Annotated in this window: 14 protein-coding genes; 8 read left to right on the top strand and 6 right to left on the bottom strand. The window is 67.4% G+C overall.

Going from position 1 to position 18237, the window contains the following annotated elements; genetic code table 11:
• Positions 1-17: 17 nt before the first annotated feature.
• The 4 genes from trxB to AC1DR1_RS02040 form a co-directional block, all read right to left on the bottom strand.
• Positions 18-974 (bottom strand): thioredoxin-disulfide reductase, encoded by a 957-nt coding sequence (gene trxB, locus AC1DR1_RS02055; RefSeq protein WP_229993525.1) that lies wholly within the window; start codon positions 972-974, stop codon positions 18-20.
• A gap of 259 nt (positions 975-1233) precedes the next feature.
• Entirely contained in the window at positions 1234-2790 is a 1557-nt protein-coding gene (locus tag AC1DR1_RS02050; RefSeq protein ID WP_476992115.1) for an ABC transporter substrate-binding protein, read from the bottom strand.
• Positions 2791-2960: 170 nt separating this feature from the next.
• Positions 2961-5009, bottom strand: a complete 2049-nt coding sequence (gene murJ, locus AC1DR1_RS02045; protein ID WP_229993527.1) for a murein biosynthesis integral membrane protein MurJ — start codon at positions 5007-5009, stop codon at positions 2961-2963.
• A 62-nt stretch (positions 5010-5071) separates the two neighbouring features.
• Positions 5072-5620 (bottom strand): NUDIX hydrolase, encoded by a 549-nt coding sequence (locus tag AC1DR1_RS02040; RefSeq protein WP_229993528.1) that lies wholly within the window; start codon positions 5618-5620, stop codon positions 5072-5074.
• Positions 5621-5791: 171 nt separating this feature from the next.
• On the opposite strand from AC1DR1_RS02040, the gene AC1DR1_RS02035 reads away from it, so the two are divergent.
• The 5 genes from AC1DR1_RS02035 to AC1DR1_RS02015 all read left to right on the top strand — a co-directional run bounded on the left by AC1DR1_RS02035 (position 5792) and on the right by AC1DR1_RS02015 (position 11929).
• Complete coding sequence (locus tag AC1DR1_RS02035; protein WP_476992114.1) at positions 5792-7270, top strand: CCA tRNA nucleotidyltransferase; 1479 nt, start codon at positions 5792-5794, stop codon at positions 7268-7270.
• Positions 7271-7855, top strand: a complete 585-nt coding sequence (locus AC1DR1_RS02030; protein ID WP_091560715.1) for a histidine phosphatase family protein — start codon at positions 7271-7273, stop codon at positions 7853-7855.
• Positions 7856-8509: 654 nt separating this feature from the next.
• Positions 8510-8734 carry a hypothetical protein gene (locus AC1DR1_RS02025; protein ID WP_229993530.1) on the top strand — a complete coding sequence of 75 codons (225 nt, stop codon included), beginning with the start codon at positions 8510-8512 and terminating at the stop codon, positions 8732-8734.
• 271 nt (positions 8735-9005) lie between these two features.
• Positions 9006-10484, top strand: coding sequence for a glycosyltransferase family 87 protein (locus AC1DR1_RS02020; RefSeq protein ID WP_229993531.1), 1479 nt, complete (start codon positions 9006-9008; stop codon positions 10482-10484).
• Positions 10481-11929, top strand: a complete 1449-nt coding sequence (locus tag AC1DR1_RS02015; protein WP_229993532.1) for a phytoene desaturase family protein — start codon at positions 10481-10483, stop codon at positions 11927-11929. Before AC1DR1_RS02020 ends, AC1DR1_RS02015 begins: the two co-directional genes overlap by 4 nt.
• On the opposite strand, the gene AC1DR1_RS02010 is transcribed toward AC1DR1_RS02015, so the two are convergent.
• Positions 11926-12708 carry an ABC transporter ATP-binding protein gene (locus AC1DR1_RS02010; RefSeq protein WP_229993533.1) on the bottom strand — a complete coding sequence of 261 codons (783 nt, stop codon included), beginning with the start codon at positions 12706-12708 and terminating at the stop codon, positions 11926-11928. The genes AC1DR1_RS02015 and AC1DR1_RS02010 overlap by 4 nt on opposite strands.
• 45 nt (positions 12709-12753) lie before the next feature.
• On the bottom strand, positions 12754-13854 hold the full coding sequence (locus AC1DR1_RS02005; RefSeq protein WP_229993534.1) for an ABC transporter permease: 1101 nt from the start codon (positions 13852-13854) through the stop codon (positions 12754-12756).
• 189 nt (positions 13855-14043) lie between these two features.
• On the opposite strand from AC1DR1_RS02005, the gene AC1DR1_RS02000 reads away from it, so the two are divergent.
• The 3 genes from AC1DR1_RS02000 to AC1DR1_RS01990 all read left to right on the top strand — a co-directional run bounded on the left by AC1DR1_RS02000 (position 14044) and on the right by AC1DR1_RS01990 (position 18199).
• On the top strand, positions 14044-15432 hold the full coding sequence (locus tag AC1DR1_RS02000; protein ID WP_229993535.1) for a sensor histidine kinase: 1389 nt from the start codon (positions 14044-14046) through the stop codon (positions 15430-15432).
• Entirely contained in the window at positions 15429-16085 is a 657-nt protein-coding gene (locus AC1DR1_RS01995) for a response regulator (RefSeq protein WP_229993536.1), read from the top strand. The genes AC1DR1_RS02000 and AC1DR1_RS01995 overlap by 4 nt, the downstream gene beginning before the upstream one ends.
• Positions 16086-16174: 89 nt before the next feature.
• Positions 16175-18199 carry a penicillin-binding transpeptidase domain-containing protein gene (locus AC1DR1_RS01990; RefSeq protein WP_229993537.1) on the top strand — a complete coding sequence of 675 codons (2025 nt, stop codon included), beginning with the start codon at positions 16175-16177 and terminating at the stop codon, positions 18197-18199.
• Positions 18200-18237: the final 38 nt, after the last annotated feature.

The raw sequence follows: 18237 nt of genomic DNA, 5'->3' as shown, positions 1-18237 counted from the left end.
TGGTTGCTGCGCGCCGTTTAGGCGTGGAAATCTGCGAGGTAGTGCTCTACGTCGAGGGCGGCCACACAACCGGAACCGGACGCGGTGATCGCCTGGCGGTATGTCGGATCGATCACGTCGCCGGCGGCGAAAACACCCTGGACGCTGGTCTTTGACGTGCGGCCGTCCACCGCGATGGTTCCCTCTGCGGTCAGTTCGAGCTTGCCCTTGACCAGATCGGTGCGAGGATCATTGCCGATTGCAACGAACACTCCGGTCACGGCCAGTTCGGATTCCGCGCCGTCAAGCAGGTTCTTCAACCGCAATCCGGTGACTTTGTCCTGACCCAAAACGTCCTCCACGCCGCTGTTCCACACGAAGTTGATCTTCTCGTGGGCCAAGGCGCGGTCGGCCATGATCTTTGAAGCGCGGAGAGTATCGCGGCGGTGCACAACGGTGACGGACTTGGCGAACTTGGTGAGGAACAGGGCCTCCTCCATGGCGGAGTCGCCGCCGCCGATTACTGCGATGTCCTGATCCTTGAAGAAGAAACCGTCGCAGGTTGCACACCAGCTGACACCGTGGCCTGAAAGCCGCTTCTCGTTCGGCAGGCCGAGCTCACGGTAGGCCGAGCCGGTGGAAAGAATGATGGACCGGGCCTTGAAGGTCTCCCCTGTGCCGATGGTGACGGTCTTGACGTCGCCGTCGAGGTCCATCTCGGTGACGTCTTCGAACTGGATCTCCGTGCCGAAGCGCGCGGCCTGCTTCTCGAAGTTCTCCATGAGGTCCGGGCCCATGATGCCGTCCGGGAACCCAGGGTAGTTCTCTACGTCCGTGGTGTTCATCAGTTCGCCGCCGGCCGTGACCGAGCCTGCCAGGAGCAGCGGCTTCAAGTTCGCGCGCGCCGTGTACACCGCTGCGGTGTAGCCCGCCGGGCCGGAGCCGACGATGATGACATCACGTACTTCGGAGGCAGTGTTTTCTGCGTTGCTCACTGAACGGTGAACCTCTTCCTTTGTCGAGCGCCCGCCTCGATGGCCGGCCACATGGCACAACTATTGCCGGGCATTGAATATTCCGGCCGAAATGGGCGTCACGAAGCAACACCATTACTCAGGGTACCGGTTTGCCGCGGCCGGGGCCGGAGGCGGCCCCGGATTACAGGGCCGCAACTACACAGGGCCCCTTACCGCCCAGGGCCCCTTATTGCCAAGGGTCGGCTACTGCCCAGGGTCCGCTACTGCCCAGGGTCCGCTACTGTACCTTGATCTCGGCAAGGCGCAGGCCGTACCCGTAGCGGGTCTTGGGAGCGGCCAGCTTGGGAAGCGTCTTGATGGACACGATCACGTATTGCGCCGTAACAGGTTCGGACAGAGGCATCGTGAGGTCCGGCGACGTAAAGCTGTTGCTGCCAATCTGCTTCGCGCCGTCCAGGGACGGGCTGTCATTGGTGAAGACGCTGATGCTGCCGCCCGAGGCGCCGAGCTGGCTCAGGGTGACGGAAGAGACTTTGGAGGGGTCCTTCAGCTTGACGACGAGCGGGACCTCGGAGGCAAGTCCGCCCCAGTCCTCCGTGGCGAATTCCATGTCGGACCAGAAGCTCGCGCCGTTCCCGTCAAACGTCTTGGCGAGGTCGGTGTCGTAATTTCCGGCGAAATCGAAGTTGCCGACTCGCGTCACGTCCTCGATGACGGGCGGCCCGGCGGCCGGTGCCTCGCTGGCGGTCGACGACGGTTGCCCCGTGGACTGTTCCGGCGTGCTGGACGACGCGGACGGTGCGGCGGTGGTCTGCGGGCTGCTCTTAAAGAGGCTGCCAAGGTTGGTGACCGCGAAGATGAGGCCCACCACCAATACGGCAGCCAGGAGCCCGCCCACCAGCCAGCGCATGGAGCGCGGTTCCCGGCTGGGCTCGTCTTCGTACTCGTACTCATCCTCGTCGATGGCGGCACGGGCGGAGGCGGGGAAGTTGCCCGGAGCCCGATCCGCAGTGTCGAAACCGGCTCCGGCCAGTCCGGCGGCCGCTGCGGCGCCGCCGTGGTGCTCGGCACCACGCTGGTCATCGCCGGTGTAGTCGTCGTCGGACCACAAGGAAACTTTAGGTGCAGCGGCGGTTGCCGGCTGCTGCGCTGCCGGGTCGGTCTGGCGGGACGCCGTGCCGCCCTGGGCGGGCTGCGGCGCCGTCGTATGTGCCGCGGTCTCTTGCGGTGCGGTTGTGGGGGCTTTGGGGGCCCTGGCGGCTGCTGCTGCAGCCCCGGCTGCCGCAGCAGCGCCAGTCGCGGCGGCGGGCGCCGACGTCGGCCGGGACGGTACTCCGGCGGGAGGTGCCGCGGGGGAAACCGGCGGGTGTCCGGCTGCGGCCTGGGTCTGCCCATAGTTGATGTACCCGGCGTCGACTTCCTCGTCGTCGTAGAGTCCGTCGTAGGTTTCGGGTTCGTGGGAGCGGGCCTGCCCAAAGATTTCGCTGCCCAGGGTGTCCGTGAAGAAAGGTTCCACGTACGGCGGGTGGGACGACACCACAAGATCCAGAAGGTCCGCGGCCGAGGTGTGGTTGGTGATCAGATACGTGGTGGAATCGCTGACGCCGAGGTCAAGGATCTGCACACTGCCGGGACGTTCGCCCGTGGCCACTTCACGGGCACTCTGGGCCACCTGATCGGCGTTGCCCGGGCCGGCGACAAGGATACTCACGGGACGGTTGAGCACCTGGTCCACACCGTCCAGCACCAGATCCTGGTCATGTGAGGTCAGTACGGTGGCAGTGACCTTGTAGCGGCCACCGAGTACTGATCCGACATCGATCGGGTGGGACACGGGCTCCTCCTAGACTGTCCGGGACCTGCCGACGTGGTCACTCTGAGAGCGACCGTGTGCCCTCCGGTAAGCCGGTTGACCGCTGGTCCGCAACTTCCCTTGTTAGTCTTCGATCCTAGCCGATGCTCTGTCCGGGCCGCGTGAGCACGGCGGTTCGAAACGGGGCCGGCTCATTTTTTCTTTTTCCGACTAAACGGGAAATAGGGGTTGTGACCGGCCGGGCCCTGGTAGGTCCGCCGGCCCGGCAAGGGAACATCGCCCCGGCCCAGACCGCCCTGCGCGGTGCTGGGGAGGTCCTCGGCCGGCAGATATCCGCCCTCCGGACCGGACGGACGCCCGTAAGGGAACGAGTCCTCTTCCCGGATGTCGGGGCCTGCTCGGAACGACTCGGCGTCGAACCCGCCGGAAATTCGCGGAATCAGGCCTGTATCCACCGAGGTGGTGGCCCGCTCCGGCGCCCTTCGCACCTCCGGTGCGCCACTTGCCTGCGGCTCGGGGGCGCGGCGCCGGAGCCGCCCCAGCAGCGGCTGCAGGAGATCCTGCAGCTCGGTCACCCGGAAGAGCTTCAGCAGCACGAAGTAGGCGGCCAGCATGACGGGACCGACGACGACGATCGTCACCAGAGCGGCGATCCGGTCGCTCCAGGCGTAGCCGTCCGGGTTGTAGCTGCCCAGCATCCACAGCGCCACGGCTCCGGCCAGAGCCGAACCCAGGGCCGCGTAGCCCATACGGATGTAGGAGCTTGCGATGCGGGGTCCGTCCAGGTGGCCCAGGAGCCGGCGCAGGAAGATCGCGCTGACGATCACGGAGAGGATATTGCCGCCGGTGTAGAGGATGGCGATGGCGAAGATGATCTGGTCGAACGGCAGGAACTGGATCGCGAACGCGGCCGCCACGTTGACCAGCGCCAGGACCAGCTGGATGAAGAACGGCGTCCGGGCGTCCTCGTTGGCGTAGAACACCCTCGACATCATGAAGTTGGCGCTCATGAACGGGGTGCTGAGGGCCAGGATGGTGAGGGTCTGGGCCAGCATGACGCCGTCCTGGCGCACGTTGCCGGAGAAGAACATGCCCAGCGGCCCGGCCAGCGCGAAGAGCGCCAGCGCGCCGAAGACGGTGGCCACGGCCATGGTCCGCAGCCCGTGGGAGAGCGCGCTGCGCAGCCCGGCCCGGTCGCCGTCCTGCGATGCCCGGGTCATCCGGTTGAACAGCACGGTGGCCAGGGACAGGGCAATGATGGAGTGCGGGAGCAGGTACAGCTGGCTGGCCACCTCCAGCACTGCGTTGCCCGGAATGGTGGCCGCCGCGGGGTCCCCCGCTTGTTGGAGGCGCGCCCGTTCCGCGCCCGGGATCGTGGCGATGCGCATGACGTAAAGGAATGCCAGCTGCCCCACGGCGGCCGTCGCCAGGGTCCAGACGCTCAGCTTTGCGGCATGGCCCAGCCCGACGCCGCGCCAGCCGAAGCGCGGCCGCAGCCCCAGCCGGAGCCTAAACACGGGAATGAGCAGGACGGCAGTCTGGGCGACGACGCCGATCGTGGAGAACCCGGCCACGAGAATGGTCTGGGCGGACCCCCAGTTGTCGATCGTGTGGGGATTGGCGGCATTGGCGCCCATGATGGCGATGAACATGCCCAGCCCGGCGATCGCCACGACGTTGTTGACGATCGGCGCCCACATCGCGGGCCCGAAGGCCCCGTGGGCGTTCAGGACCTGGGTCAGCAGGGCGTACAGGCCGTAGAAGAAAATCTGCGGAAGGCACCAGAACGCGAACGACACCGCGAGGGCCTTCTGTTGCGGCGAGTAGCCCTGGGTGGTCAGTTGAATGACCGTAGGCGCCAGCAGCGTGACCAGCAGTGTGAGCACCAGCAGTACCAGGACCGCCAGCGTCAGCAGCCGGCTGATGTAATCCGCACCCTTGTCCGGCGCCTTGCTGGCCTTGATGATCTGCGGTACCAGAACAGCATTGAACACCCCGCCCGCCACCAGCAGGAAGATCAGGTTGGGGAGGTTGTTGGCGTTGATGAACGTGTCATTGACGGAGGAGCCCAAGCCCAGGGCGGCCGCCAGCATCCAAGTCTTGGCGAAGCCCAGGAAACGCGAAACGAGGGTTCCGGCGGCCATGATGGCGCTGGAACGGGCTTCACCGGACTGGACAGCTTTGGAATCGGCGGGGCCGGAGGGTACGGGGGCGGGTTTGGCAGATGACATCGTCTTCATCGTCTCACCCGTGCGGGGCATTAGTCGCTATCGGTGGCCGGGACCGGCCGCTCCTGCGGCCCTTAGCGGTCTTCCGGGAGGACTTCCTTGGCCAGATCCGCGATGCGGCGCTCATTCGGGAAGGACAGCTTGCGGGCCAGCTCCTGGATAGGAACCCACGCGACGTCGACTGCTTCCTTGTCCGGATCGTTCTCGATGGTGAGTTCTCCGCCCGTGGCCCGCAACAAGTAGTGGTGCACGGTCTTATGGACGCGGTGCCCGCTAACGGTGAACCAGTAGTCGATGCTTCCCAGCGGTGCCAGGATCCGGCCTTCGATCCCGGTTTCCTCGGCGATCTCGCGGACGGCAGCTTCCTCGTTGCTTTCCTTGCCTTCCGGGTGCCCTTTCGGCAGGCACCACTCTAGACGGCCGCCGCGGTTGAGGCGCGCGATGATCGCTACCCGCAGGTCGGAGTCGGACATGTCCACCACGACGCCCCCGGCGGAGATTTCCTCCACGGTGGGCAGGGAAGCGTGGCCCGTGTGCTGGACAGGCGCGACATTGGCACCTATTGCCGACGGCAACGGTGCGTTTGTCCTCCTGCCGGGAGCGCTCGGTACGGGATGGGCCATGAGGTCCACTCTAACGACTCTTGCCCGCTGTTGATGACCTAAACATGGCCCTAAAGTGGACGGCCGGGAAAGTCGGCCCGCAGCAGTTCGTACGCAATCGTGACGAACCGGCCGGATCCTCGTGGGTTCCGGTGTGGTGCTGGCGCGGTTTTCTGACAAGCTTAAGTAACTATGGCGCACGCACATCACAAGACTGACTCCCACACCGTTTCTTTCCAGGTGGATCCGGTGGTTCTGGAGCTCGGGCAGCGCTTCGTCGACGCCGGCCACGAGCTGTCCCTCGTGGGCGGGCCCGTCCGTGACCTGTTTCTTGGCCGGATCTCGCCCGACCTCGACTTCACCACTGACGCCACGCCGGACCAGACCGTTGCCCTGATCAAGAAGTGGGCGGATAACTACTGGGAGATCGGGCGCGCCTTCGGCACCATCGGGATGCGCAAGGGCGAGTTCCAGATCGAAATCACCACGTACCGGGCCGACGCCTACGATCCGGAGTCCCGCAAGCCGATAGTGGCCTTCGGAACATCCCTCACGGATGACCTGCTGCGGCGGGACTTCACGATCAACGCCATGGCACTGCGGCTGCCCATGCTGGAGCTCGTCGATCCTTTCGGCGGCGTCCGCGACCTGCACGCCTCGATCCTCAACACGCCGGGACCGCCGGAAACGTCCTTCTCCGATGACCCCCTGCGCATGATGCGCGCGGCGAGGTTCGCGGCCCAACTGGGGGTGTCGGTGCACGCCGAAGTCCGCGAGGCGATGGTCCGGATGGCGGAACGGATCAGCATCATCTCGGCCGAACGTGTGCGCGATGAACTGATCAAGCTCATATGCGCCGCGCAGCCGCGGGCCGGCGTGGACCTGCTGGTCGATACCGGACTCGCGGACCTGGTGCTGCCTGAAGTCTCGGCCCTGCGACTCGAATCCGATGAACACCACCGCCACAAGGACGTATACCAGCACTCGCTCCAGGTCCTGGAACAGGCCGCCGCCCTGGAATCGAAGGCGGACGGCCCGGTTCCCGGCCCGGACTTTGTTTTGCGGTTCGCGGCGCTGATGCACGACGTCGGCAAGCCGGCCACGCGGCGCTTTGAACCGGGCGGTGCGGTGAGCTTCCGCCACCACGACATGGTGGGCGCCAAGCTGACCGCGAAACGCATGAAGGCGCTCCGCTTCGACAACGACACCATCAAGGCCGTGGCCAGGCTCGTGGAGCTGCACATGCGCTTCTACGGTTACGGTGAGGCCGGCTGGAGCGATTCCGCGGTCCGCCGCTACATCACCGACGCCGGGCCCCTCCTGGAGCGTCTGCACCGGCTCACCCGCTCCGACGTCACCACCCGGAACCAGCGCAAGGCGGACAGGCTGTCCTTCGCCTACGACGACCTCGAGGTCAGGATCGCGGCCCTGCGGGAGCAGGAATCCCTCGACGCCGTCCGCCCGGACCTTGACGGCGGCCAGATCATGGCCCTGCTCGGTCTCAAGCCCGGTCCCATGGTGGGCCGCGCCTACAAATTTCTGCTCGAAGAACGCATGGAGCACGGTCCGCTCGATCCCGCCGTCGCCGAATCCCGCTTGCGGGACTGGTGGGCGGCCCAGCCCGAGGCGGCGCCCGCCGGCGCCGAACTTTCCACCACTGAGGAGTCCTAAGTGACTGCACCATCCAACGGCCCCCGCCCCCAACTGTGGATCCTGCGGCACGGCGAAACAGAGTGGTCCAAGAGCGGGCAGTACACCGGGCTCACCGACATGCCCCTCACGGTCGAAGGCGAGCAGCAGGCCGTGGAGGCGCGCAGGGTGCTCGAGACTGTCGACTTCGACCTCGTGCTGACCTCGCCCCTGCGCCGCGCCCGCCGGACCGCCGAGCTCGCCGGCTACCCCGACGCCCAGCTGGAACCGCTGGCGGTGGAATGGGACTACGGCGACTATGAGGGCATCAGCTCAGACCTCATCCGCAAGGACAACCCGGAATACCTGATCTGGACGCACGGCGTGCCCAACGGTGAGGCGCTCGACGACGTCGCCGCCCGTGCGGACAAGATCGTGGCGCGGGTACTGGAATCGGGCCTGGACAATGTGCTGATCGTCGCGCACGGACATTTCTCCCGCATCCTGACCGCCCGGTGGCTTGGACTCGACCCCCGCGAGGGCCGGCATTTCGTGTTGGGGACGGCCAAAGTCTGCACGCTGGGATGGGATAAGAAGACACCGGCAATCGTGCGCTGGGGACTCTAAAACCGGTTTTTAAAACAAAGTCAAAGAAAGTTTATGAATTCGGTAGGCAACTGCCGCATTCATAGTGTATTTTTATTTCTGACCCCAGAGCGACTTGCCGGGGTCACGGCGCACGTCGCCCGGCCAGTCAGCCGGAGCCACGGCAGGACAGAAAAGGAGGTTGGGGAAATGATGATTACTTTGACTAGCGGATGGATGTACTGCACCACCGCCACCCCGGCCTCGTTCGCTGAGCCGCGCCCAAATGTCGGACTGACTGTTTCCTGACCGCTTTCCCGTCCCAGGTAATGCAAGCTGGGACGGGCGGCAGCCGGCTTCCTCAACGGAACGCCTGGTGACAGCAGCCTGAACACGCGGAACCACGCGGTTGCGCAGCCTCCCCATAGTTCGGAACCCAGCTTCTTGTTGGGGTTTCAGCGCTGCTGCGTCCTGGGGCCACTCTCCATCGAATAAATTCCCCGTATCCGGAATTCCGGCTTAATTTAGAGCCCTAGAATTTCGCGCCTAATTGTCGCGCCCGGAATCGGCTGTTCGAATTCATCGCACCTATGGCTTTATTTGCCGTGCCCAAAATATGCCGTCCGTTTCACCCGGCCATTCCCCACTAAGTCGCACCGAACCGGTCTGCAAATCCCCCACCAATGAAAGGGCCCCGTGGCTACCGCAACCACCGCTTCAACCCATCGCACCGCCGTACCCGCCGCCAAGACGCACCGATCCAGCCACCGAGGGGAGGTAAAAACCATGATGAACAAGCTCTATACGGTCCTGTTCAGGAAACTGGCGCACAGGGAGTCAACCCGCTTCAACGGCCAACTCCTGGACCAAAGACGAAACGAAACCTTCCTCGCCATGTATCAGGCCGGCCTGATTCGCTGAACCCCTGATCTGCTGACTGCCGGACACTTCCGCCACTGGTGCATGGACCAATCCCGTGCAGGCACGAAGCCCGTTACCGGCAGGACTGTTCGCAGCGAAGGAGAACCTGTGACTGACATCGGAACCGATCCCAGAGGAGCCCGTGCGGCGACGCGCGGGCTCCTTCTTTTAAGCCCCGTTCGTCTCCCCCGTTGCCGTGGGGCGGGCGATCCGACGTGCCAGGAACTCCGCAGCGCGGCGTGGGGCAACGGCCCCCGGTAAGCTCGAGGGCATGCAGGAGACAAAGCCGCCGGAGCGCAAACGGGTCCGATTGGTCATCCCGAGCCGCAGCGACCCTTTTCTCCGAAACTTCACGGAACTGGTAGGTGGTCCGTTGGGGCAGCGCTCGGCGCCCGGGATCGTTTCGCCAGGATTCTTCACGGTGGAGCGTGTTCTGGTGATCCTCACAGTCCTCGCCGCCCTGGCCGGGATTCTGCTCAAGAACTTCTGCCGCACCAACGGCTGGGAAACGCCCGGGCAGTTCTACGCCACGTGCTACTCGGACTTTCCGGAACTGTTCCGCAACCGCGGCCTCGGCGATGGCGCCTTCCCCTTCATCACCCAGGGAAGCCTCTTTGAGTACCCCGTGCTGATGGGGCTCATCGCGGGCGCCACGGCACTTCTGGTGCCCGGTGCCGGCACCGGAGACCCCCGTGTCCTTGGCTACTTCGACGTCAATGCCACCCTGATCGCCGCGGTCTGGATTATCACCGTGCTGGCCACGGCACGGACGGACCGGCGGCGGTCCTGGGACGCGGCGATGGTTGCCCTCGCCCCGGGCATCGTCCTCGCCGGCGTCATTAACTGGGACATGTGGGCCGTGTGCATGCTGGCTCTTGGGATGTACTTCTTTTCGCGAAACAAGCTGGTCCTCGCCGGAATCTTCATCGGCCTGGGCACGGCCACCAAGCTATACCCCCTGTTGATCCTCGGTGCCGTCCTGCTGCTGGCGCTCCGGAGCGGGCGCATCCGGGCGCTCCTGATCACCGCTGGTGCCGCAACCGCGGCCTGGCTGGCGGTCAATGTCCCGGCAGCCGCGGCAAATCCGGACGGCTGGAAGTACTTCTACCAGTTCACGCAGGAGCGGCCGGCGGGCTACAGCTCACCCTGGTTCGCCTACAACCTGGTGGCTGGCCGGCTGGGCTTGAACCCGCTTCAGGCCGAAGCCATCAACTCCCTCGCACTGGACCTGTTCCTCCTGGCCTGCATCCTGATTGCGGTCCTCGCACTGACAGCACCCCGGCGCCCGAGGATCGCGCAGTTGGTCTTCCTGATCGTGGCCGCATTCATCCTGACCAACAAGGTGTACTCGCCCCAGTTCGTGCTGTGGCTGATCCCCCTCATCGCCCTCGCCCGGCCCCGCTGGCGTGACTTCCTCATCTGGCAGGCCATCGAAGCACTGCACTGGGGCGCCGTCTGGATGTACCTCGGGCAGGCGACCAGCGGCGGTTCGACCCAGCACAACATCGATATGCCCTACTACGTCCTGGCAGTGGTGGCCCACATGCTCGCCACCGCCTACCTGATGGCGCGCGTCGCCTGGGACATCTGGGATCCGTCCCACGACGTGATCCGCGGGCACCGGATCGATGATCCGCATGGCGGCCCCTTCGACGGTGCCCCGGACTGGCTGCGGATTGATCTCCGCCGGCCTGCGGCGTCCGTAGTGCCGTGGCGGAAGAGTGCCGTGGCGGAAGGCCACCGCCCATGACTGACGTCGCCGTCGTCGGCTCCGGCCCCAACGGGCTGGCCGCGGCGGCGACCATGGCGCGGGCCGGACTCAAAGTCCACGTGTTCGAGGCGGCTGCCACCCCCGGCGGCGGACTCCGCACCGCCGAACTGATGGAACCGGGCCACTTCCACGACGTCTGTTCAGCCGTGCACCCCATGATTCTGGCCTCACCTTTCTTCCGCCGGTTCGAGCTGGCCCGGCGCGTGCCCCTGGAAGTGCCGGAGCTCTCGTACGGATCCCCGCTCGACGGCGGCCGTGCGGCGCTGGCCTACCGCTCCCTGGACCGCACTGTTGCGGAACTCGGGCGGGACGGCGCCGCCTACCGCCGGCTTATGGAGCCCCTGGTGCGGCGGGTGGAGGGAGTCGCAGACCTGACCCTGAACCAGCTGCTGCGGATTCCGGGAGATCCTCTGGCAGCCGCTGCATTCGGTCTCCGGGCGCTCGAACAGGGCTCGCCGCTGTGGAATGCGAGGTTCAGTCAGGACCTGGCTCCCGCACTGCTGAGCGGGGTCGCCGCGCATACCGTGGCGCCCCTGCCCTCGGTCACCTCGGCCGGCGCCGGCCTCATGCTGGGCGCCCTGGCGCATGCCGGCGGCTGGCCTGTTCCGCGCGGCGGATCGGCCGCGATTGCCCGGGCGCTGACCGCCGATATCGAAGCCCATGGCGGCGTGATCGAGACCGGGAGGCGGATCGCTTCACTCGCGGAGCTGCCGCCGGCCCGGGCCACCCTGCTGGATGTGGCGGCCCCCGCGCTGCTTCACCTGGCGGAGGGCAGGCTCCCGGCACGCTACCGGAGCGCCCTGGCGTCCTTCCGCTTCGGGAACGCGGTCTGCAAGGTCGACTTCATCCTCTCCGGACCGGTGCCGTGGGCGGCGGCCAGCCTCGCCGATGCCGGGACTGTGCACGTAGGCGGCACCAGGGCGGAAACCGCCGAAGCGGAGCGCCAGGTGGCATCGGGACGGCATCCGGACCGGCCCTACGTACTGGTCTCCCAGCCCTCGCGTTTCGATGCCGGCCGCGCCCCGGCCGGCCGGCACATCCTGTGGACCTATTGCCATGTTCCGGCCGGCTCTGCCGTGGATATGAGCGACGCGGTCATGGCGCAACTGGAGCGCTTCGCACCCGGCTTCCGGGACCTGGTGGTCCAGTTCAAGGTGACGACGGCCGCCGGGCTGGCGGCGTACGACGAGAACTACGTCGGCGGGGACTTCGGCGCCGGCCGCATGGACCTTTGGGGCATACTGCGGCGCCCGGTGCTGAGCCCCGTTCCATGGCGGACGCCGCTGCCCGGCGTGTACCTGTGTTCCTCGTCCACCCCGCCGGGTCCCGGCGTCACCGGGATGCCCGGCTTCCACGCCGCCAGGTATGCCCTCCAGGACATGTTCGGGCTCGGCGTACCTGACCTCGGGAACCGGGTCCCCTAACCCAACCGCGGGGCCCCGAAGCCCGTGTCCGCCGCCGCCGACGCGGCCGGCGTCGCCACCATGGAGGACAGCCGTCCGTCGCGCATGCTCGCCACGGCGTCAGTGATCGGGACGAAGTCGGTGTCGTGGGTGACCATGACGGTTGCCACGCTGAATTCGTCCGTGACCTGCCGCAGCAACCGGACGATCGCCTCGCTGCGGTGGTGGTCAAGAGCCGCCGTCGGCTCGTCCACGAGCAGCACGGCAGGATTTCCCATGAGTGCCCGGGCAATGTTGACACGCTGCCGCTGCCCGCCGGAGAGCTGGTGGGGCCGCTTGGCCAAGGCGTGGCCGAGACCCACGAGGTCCAGCAGACCGGCCGCGCGTTCCCCGGCCGCGCGGGCGGCCCCGCCGCGCAGACGCTGGGTGATCACCAGCTGCTCCATCGCCGTGAGGGAGGGCAGGAGGTTGGGCTGCTGGAAGATGATCCCGATCTTGTCCCGGCGCAGTGCGGTGCGCCCGGCGTCGGGGAGTCCGCCGGCGTCCTGGCCGTCGATCACCACCAGGCCGGCGGAGGGCCGGACGAGGGTGGCGGCGACGGCCAGCAGGGACGACTTTCCGGACCCCGACGGGCCGATGAGGGACACAAACTCCCCGGGGTGAACTTTGAGGCTCACGTCGTCCAGGGCTTTGAGGGTGCCGTCTCCGTCCGGGTACTCCAGGGTGACGTTGACAAGGTTCAGGGCAGCGTTGTTCAGGGCGGACTTGTTTACGATGGACTTGTTCAGTGCGGAATTCACGAGATATGCCTTTCGAAGAATATACGGGACCGGGCCAGGGGCCGGTCAGTTGCCGCCGAGGGCGATCAGCGGATCGACGCGCGCAACGCTGCGGACCGCGAGGGCTGCCCCGGCCAGGCCCAGGAGCACGATCCCGGCGATGGGCAGCAGCGTTGTCCAGGGCGTGATGAGGAACGGCGCCGCCTGGGACGCGAGGACCCCGCCGGCCACGCCGGCCAGCCCGCCTGCCGCGGCGCCGGCCAGCAGGACCACGGCTGCCTGCGCCATGGCGTCCCGGAGGATGTAGCGGGCGGACCCGCCGAGTGCCTTCAGAACGGCGATGTCCCGGGTGCGTTGGACCGTCCAGACCGTCAGGAAGGCGACAATCACGAGGGCCGAGATGCCATAGAGGAATGCCTGCATGAGCAGCAGCGAGCCGTTCTCGCTCTTGTAGGAGCCGAGGGCCTGGAAAGATCCGTCGACGGTGGTGCTGACGGTTCCCGCGGCTGCATTGGCGGCATCGGTATCCACCCCGGGTCCGGCCGTGGAGTCAAAGGTCACGGCCAGCACCGTCGCGGCGCCCGCGTCCGGCAGGTGTGCCAGCTTCTGCCAATCGGCCAACGTGGTCCACACGACTCCGGTGTGTGAATACCACTGCTCCGGAACCACGGCCGTCACAACGAGGCCGGTGCCGCCCACCGAGACGCGGCTGCCGGTGCTGAGCTCCAGGTCCTTCGCCAGTCCCGCTCCGACAGCGATGGTTCCCTCTGTCAGCGGGGCGGGGGCCAGTGGCGTGCCGGTCTCGGTGCCGAAGACCGCAACGCTTGCCGTGCGTGCCGGGACGCCTCCGTCGCCGAGGGCCTGGAAGCGGCTCTGGCTGATCCCTAAGGCATCGGCCCGGGCGACGCCGTCGCGTGCCGACCACTGCGACTGTTGGGCGCGCGAGACTTCGGATTCCGTGAACGAGGCCTTGGGCGTGCTCCCTGCCGGGGCGCCGAAGACCAGTTGGTCGGCCGGGAGGGCAGCAAGGGCCGACGTCGACTGGTTGCCGAGTCCGGCCGTCAGCCCGGAAAGCATGACGAGCAGGAGGGTGATGAGCGCGACGACCGCGCCCATCAGGGCGAACCGGCCCTTGGCAAAGCGGATATCGCGGATGGCGAGATACATGGTTGTCCTTTTTCGTGACGTTTGTGGCGTTGCTTCCAGCCTTCCCTCCGCCAGTCCCAGGGGCATCGGCCGCCCGGTTGGATCGCGGGCACCGCAAGGACTGCCCTGCGATCAACCAAAAGGTTGATTCCGCCGGTGGCGGGCCGATTTCCGCAGTTGCCCCTGCCCCGCCGGCACTACGCTGGAAGCATGGAGGGCAACGCCGGCAACACGGTCCACGAGGGCATTGGACACGAGGGCACACGACACGCCGGCACACCCCACGGGGCCACGGGGCACGCGGGCACGGAGCCCACCGGGGCGGCCGTCATTCTGCGCGTCCTTCGCGTGAGCCTTCACGTCGGCTTCGCGGTACTTCTCCTGGTGGCGCTGGTCCGGCTCGTGGCTGGCGGAATCACGGGTCAGGGCTGGGTCACCCTGCTGCTGGCCCTGCTGCTCGCCGCCTTCTACCTCGCTGGCACCGTTCTGGAGAAAAGGCATGCAGCCCACAGGACCCGGTTCGATCCGCGGCCCTACTCGGCCTGGTGGCTGGGCGGCGTCAGCGTCCTGTGGCTGCTGCTGATCTGGACCAGCGCCGACTTCGTCTGGCTGGCCTTCCCGCTGTTCTTCCTGGAGTTGCACGTGCTCCGGCGCCGGCTGGCGCTGCCCGCGATCGCACTCAGCACCCTTTTTGTCATTGGGGCGCTCTGGTTCCACAACGGCGGTATCGCACCGCCGGAGCTGCCCATGGTGCTCGGGCCCGCGTTCGGCGCAGCCTTCGCTGTGGTCACAGGGCTGGCCTACCGGGCGCTGTTCCTGGAGGCGGAAAACCAGCGGCTGGCGGCCGAAGAGCTCCGCCGCACCCGTGCCGAACTCGCCCGAACCCAGCACAATGCCGGCACCCTGGCCGAGCGCACCCGGCTGGCCCGCGAAATCCATGACACCCTCGCCCAGGGCCTGTCCAGCATTGTGCTGATGGGGCGCGCGGCCGAGAAAGCCCTGGACGACGGCGAACCCGCCGTGGCACGGGAAAGGCTCCGCATCGTCCGGGACACGGCCGCCGCGAATCTTGCAGAGGCCCGCAACTTCGTCCGGGCGCTCCAGTCCCCCGACCTCGAGGACGGCTCCCTCGTGGCCGGCCTCCTCCGGCTGTGTGAAAAGACCGAAGCGGAGACCGCCGCGCGCGGTACCGGGCTGCGCTGCCGCCTCGACGTCGAAGGCGTGCCCGTGGAACTCCCCGCGGCCCACCAGACCGCCCTGCTCCGGGCCGCACAGGCGAGCCTGGCCAACGTCCGGATTCACGCGCAGGCGAGCACCGCCGTCGTCACCCTTTCCTTCTTGGGCCCGGAAGTGGCCATGGACATCTACGACGACGGCACCGGGTTCGACCCCGCCGCCTTGCCGGCCCGTCCGGACGGTTCCGGTTATGGGCTGACGTCGCTGCGGGAACGTGTGGCCGCCCTCCACGGCCAGCTGGACATCGAGTCTGCCCCGGGTGAGGGGACCGTGGTGGCCATCCGGCTGCCACTGGGCGACGAGCCCGGCACCGCGCCCGGTTCCAATGCCGTGCCGGCGCAAGCCAGCGGGGACCGGCAATGAACAACATCCGGGTGTTCCTGGTGGACGACCACCCGGTGGTCCGGGCCGGGCTGCGGGCGATGCTGGGTGATCTGCAGGGCATCACAGTGGTGGCCGAGGCGGCCGACGGCGGCGCCGCCCTGGCCGGACTGGCCAAGCTCCATACCCTGGGCGAGCCTGCGGACGTGGTGCTCATGGACCTGCAGATGGGCGCGGGAATGGACGGCGTCACCGCGACCGGCCGGATCAAAGCGGGAGAGGCCGGGCAGCCGGCGCCTCCGGTGCTCATCCTCACCACCTTTGACTCCGACGCCGACATCCTCGCTGCCGTCGAGGCCGGCGCCAGCGGCTACATGCTCAAGGATGCCCCGCCGGAGCAGATCCGCCAGGCGGTGCTCTCCGCCGCGGCCGGCGGTACGGCGCTGGCACCCGAGGTCGCGGCCAGGCTGATGGGCCGGATCAGGAACCCGGAGCCGGCCCTGTCCGTCCGCGAGATCCAGTTGCTCGAACTGCTGGCCACCGGGATGGGAAACCGGGCGATCGCCAAGCAGCTGTTCATTTCCGAGGCCACGGTCAAGACCCATCTGGTGCATATCTACGGCAAGCTCGGCGTGGACAACCGCACTGCCGCGATCGCCGTTGCCGCACAGCGCAGGATCATCCGGCGGCCCTAGGCGTTCCGGGCACGGGAAGTCCGTGCCTGTGTCACGTGCCGCCGCTTTGTGACACGGGGGTTGTCACTGGTCCGGGGCATAATGTCGCAATGGGGAACTCATCAAAACTTGCACTGGCCCTTGTGGGTCTGGTTCTTGGCGCCTCGCTGGTCGCCTGCGGAGACGGCCGGGACGGCGCGGAAGGCGCCGCCCAGCAGCTCGCCAGCGCGGTGTCCGCGCTCGACGTCGGATCCGTCGCCTTCGAGGGGAAGGAGTCGGGCGCCGCCAACGACCAGCTCAAGGAAATTTTCCAGGGACTGGACCCGGACAAACCAGCCGTGCAGGCCGGCCAGCTGACCTTCGAGTCGGACACGGCCACGTTTCCGCTGAACTACACCTGGAAAGTCGGCGCGGAGGAATGGAAATACACCGTTTCCGCACAGCTGAAGAAATCCGGGGACAAGTGGCTCACGGTGTGGAAGCCGGCCATGCTGGTTCCCGACCTCGCTGACGGGGAGATCATCACCCGGGCCACCCAGACGCCGCAGAGGGCCTCCATCCTGGGCGCCGGCGGGGCCCCGCTGGTCACGTACCGGCCCGTTGTCAACGTTGGCATCGACAAGCCAGCGCTCGGCGGCGCGGACCCCTCCGACTCCGCCACCAAGCTTGCCCAACTGGTCGGCGTGGACCCGGCAGCCTACGCCCAGCAGGTCGCGGCGGCCGGTCCGGACGCCTTCGTCCCGGCCATCACCTTCCGCGAGGACGGTTCCCGGACCATCACCGACGAGCAGATCTCCGCCATCCCCGGCGGCCGCGCCGTCCCGGACAGCCTGCCGCTGGCACCCACCCGCACGTTTGCGCGGGCACTTCTGGGTACAGTCTCCGAGGCGAACGCGGAGCAAATCGAGAAGTCCGGCGGCGCGCTCAAGCCCGGGGACACCACCGGCGCCGGGGGCCTGCAGCAGCAGTACGACGCGCAGCTGCGCGGAACCGACGGGATCGTGATCCGGGCACAGAAAGCCGGACTCACCACCGCGGAAATCCAGGCGGCGTCTCCCGACCCGAGGCGGGTGCTGTTCGAGACCGGCATCAAACCCGGAACCCCGCTGAAAACCACCCTGGACCCGAAGCTGCAGCAACTCGCGGAAGACGTGCTCGGCAAGGTCGGCCCTGCGTCGGCCATCGTGGCGCTCCGGCCCTCCAGCGGCGCCGTCCTGGCCGCCGCGTCCGGGCCGGGCAGCAACGGCTACGACACCGCAATGCTGGGACAGTATGCCCCCGGATCGATCTTCAAGATGGTCGATTCCCTGGCCATGTTCCGCAACGGGATGACCCCCGATTCCAAGGTGGACTGCCCGGCGACCCTCACGGTGGACGGCCGCACCTTCAAGAACGCCGAGGGATACCCCGAGTCCTCCCTGGGCTCCGTGACGCTGCGCGACGCCTTTGCGCACTCCTGCAACACCGCCTTCATCAACGCCCGCGACACCGTCAGCCAGGCGCAACTCGAATCTGCCGCGACCTCGCTGGGCGTGGCAGTCGAAGCGCCCGCGCTCGGCGCCGCAGCGTTCCTCGGCTCCGTCCCCGGGGAAGCCGCAGGAACCGAACACGCCGCCTCCATGATCGGCCAAGGCAAAGTGCTCCTGTCCCCGCTGGCCGCCGCCATCATGGCCGGCTCGGTAGCCAAGGGAGCCCCGGTGGCCGCCCAGCTGGTCTTGAATCCGAATGAGGGCGTCACTTCACCGGGCGCCGAGAGCACGCCCACTGCCGGCACCGGAACAGGCACGGCGCCTGCCGCCCCGCCCTCCGGTGACGCGTCGGCGTCGGCGTCGGCCGCGGCACCGGCTACGGCGGCCGAAACGCCGGTAACGGCAGCGGAAGCCGCGGCGTTGGCTGACATGATGCGTGCCGTCGTGACCAGCGGGCATGCCGGGTTCCTGGCCGCCGTCCCGGGCGAGCCCGTCGGCGCGAAGACCGGAACGGCTGAGTTCGGCAACGACACCCCGCCCAAGACCCACGCCTGGATCGTGGCGGCGCACGGTGACCTCGCCGTCGCCGTCTTCGTGGAGGACGGCGGCCTTGGAGCCACCACGTCCGGACCGCTGCTCAAGGAGTTCCTCACCCGGGCCAGCTGAGACGCCGGACCGGAAAATGGCGGATGCTCCCCCGCGTT

It is taken from the genome of Arthrobacter sp. P4_F10, assembly GCF_056401435.1.
This window is presented reverse-complemented; position numbering and strand designations above follow the sequence as displayed.

Coding starts and splice junctions, on each gene's coding strand:
- murJ (WP_229993527.1), bottom strand. CDS start 5,009: ATGAAGACGATGTCATCTGCCAAACCCGCCCCCGTACCCTCCGGCCCC.
- AC1DR1_RS02040 (WP_229993528.1), bottom strand. CDS start 5,620: ATGGCCCATCCCGTACCGAGCGCTCCCGGCAGGAGGACAAACGCACCG.
- AC1DR1_RS02035 (WP_476992114.1), top strand. CDS start 5,792: ATGGCGCACGCACATCACAAGACTGACTCCCACACCGTTTCTTTCCAG.
- AC1DR1_RS02020 (WP_229993531.1), top strand. CDS start 9,006: ATGCAGGAGACAAAGCCGCCGGAGCGCAAACGGGTCCGATTGGTCATC.
- AC1DR1_RS02015 (WP_229993532.1), top strand. CDS start 10,481: ATGACTGACGTCGCCGTCGTCGGCTCCGGCCCCAACGGGCTGGCCGCG.
- AC1DR1_RS02005 (WP_229993534.1), bottom strand. CDS start 13,854: ATGTATCTCGCCATCCGCGATATCCGCTTTGCCAAGGGCCGGTTCGCC.
- AC1DR1_RS02000 (WP_229993535.1), top strand. CDS start 14,044: ATGGAGGGCAACGCCGGCAACACGGTCCACGAGGGCATTGGACACGAG.
- AC1DR1_RS01995 (WP_229993536.1), top strand. CDS start 15,429: ATGAACAACATCCGGGTGTTCCTGGTGGACGACCACCCGGTGGTCCGG.
- AC1DR1_RS01990 (WP_229993537.1), top strand. CDS start 16,175: ATGGGGAACTCATCAAAACTTGCACTGGCCCTTGTGGGTCTGGTTCTT.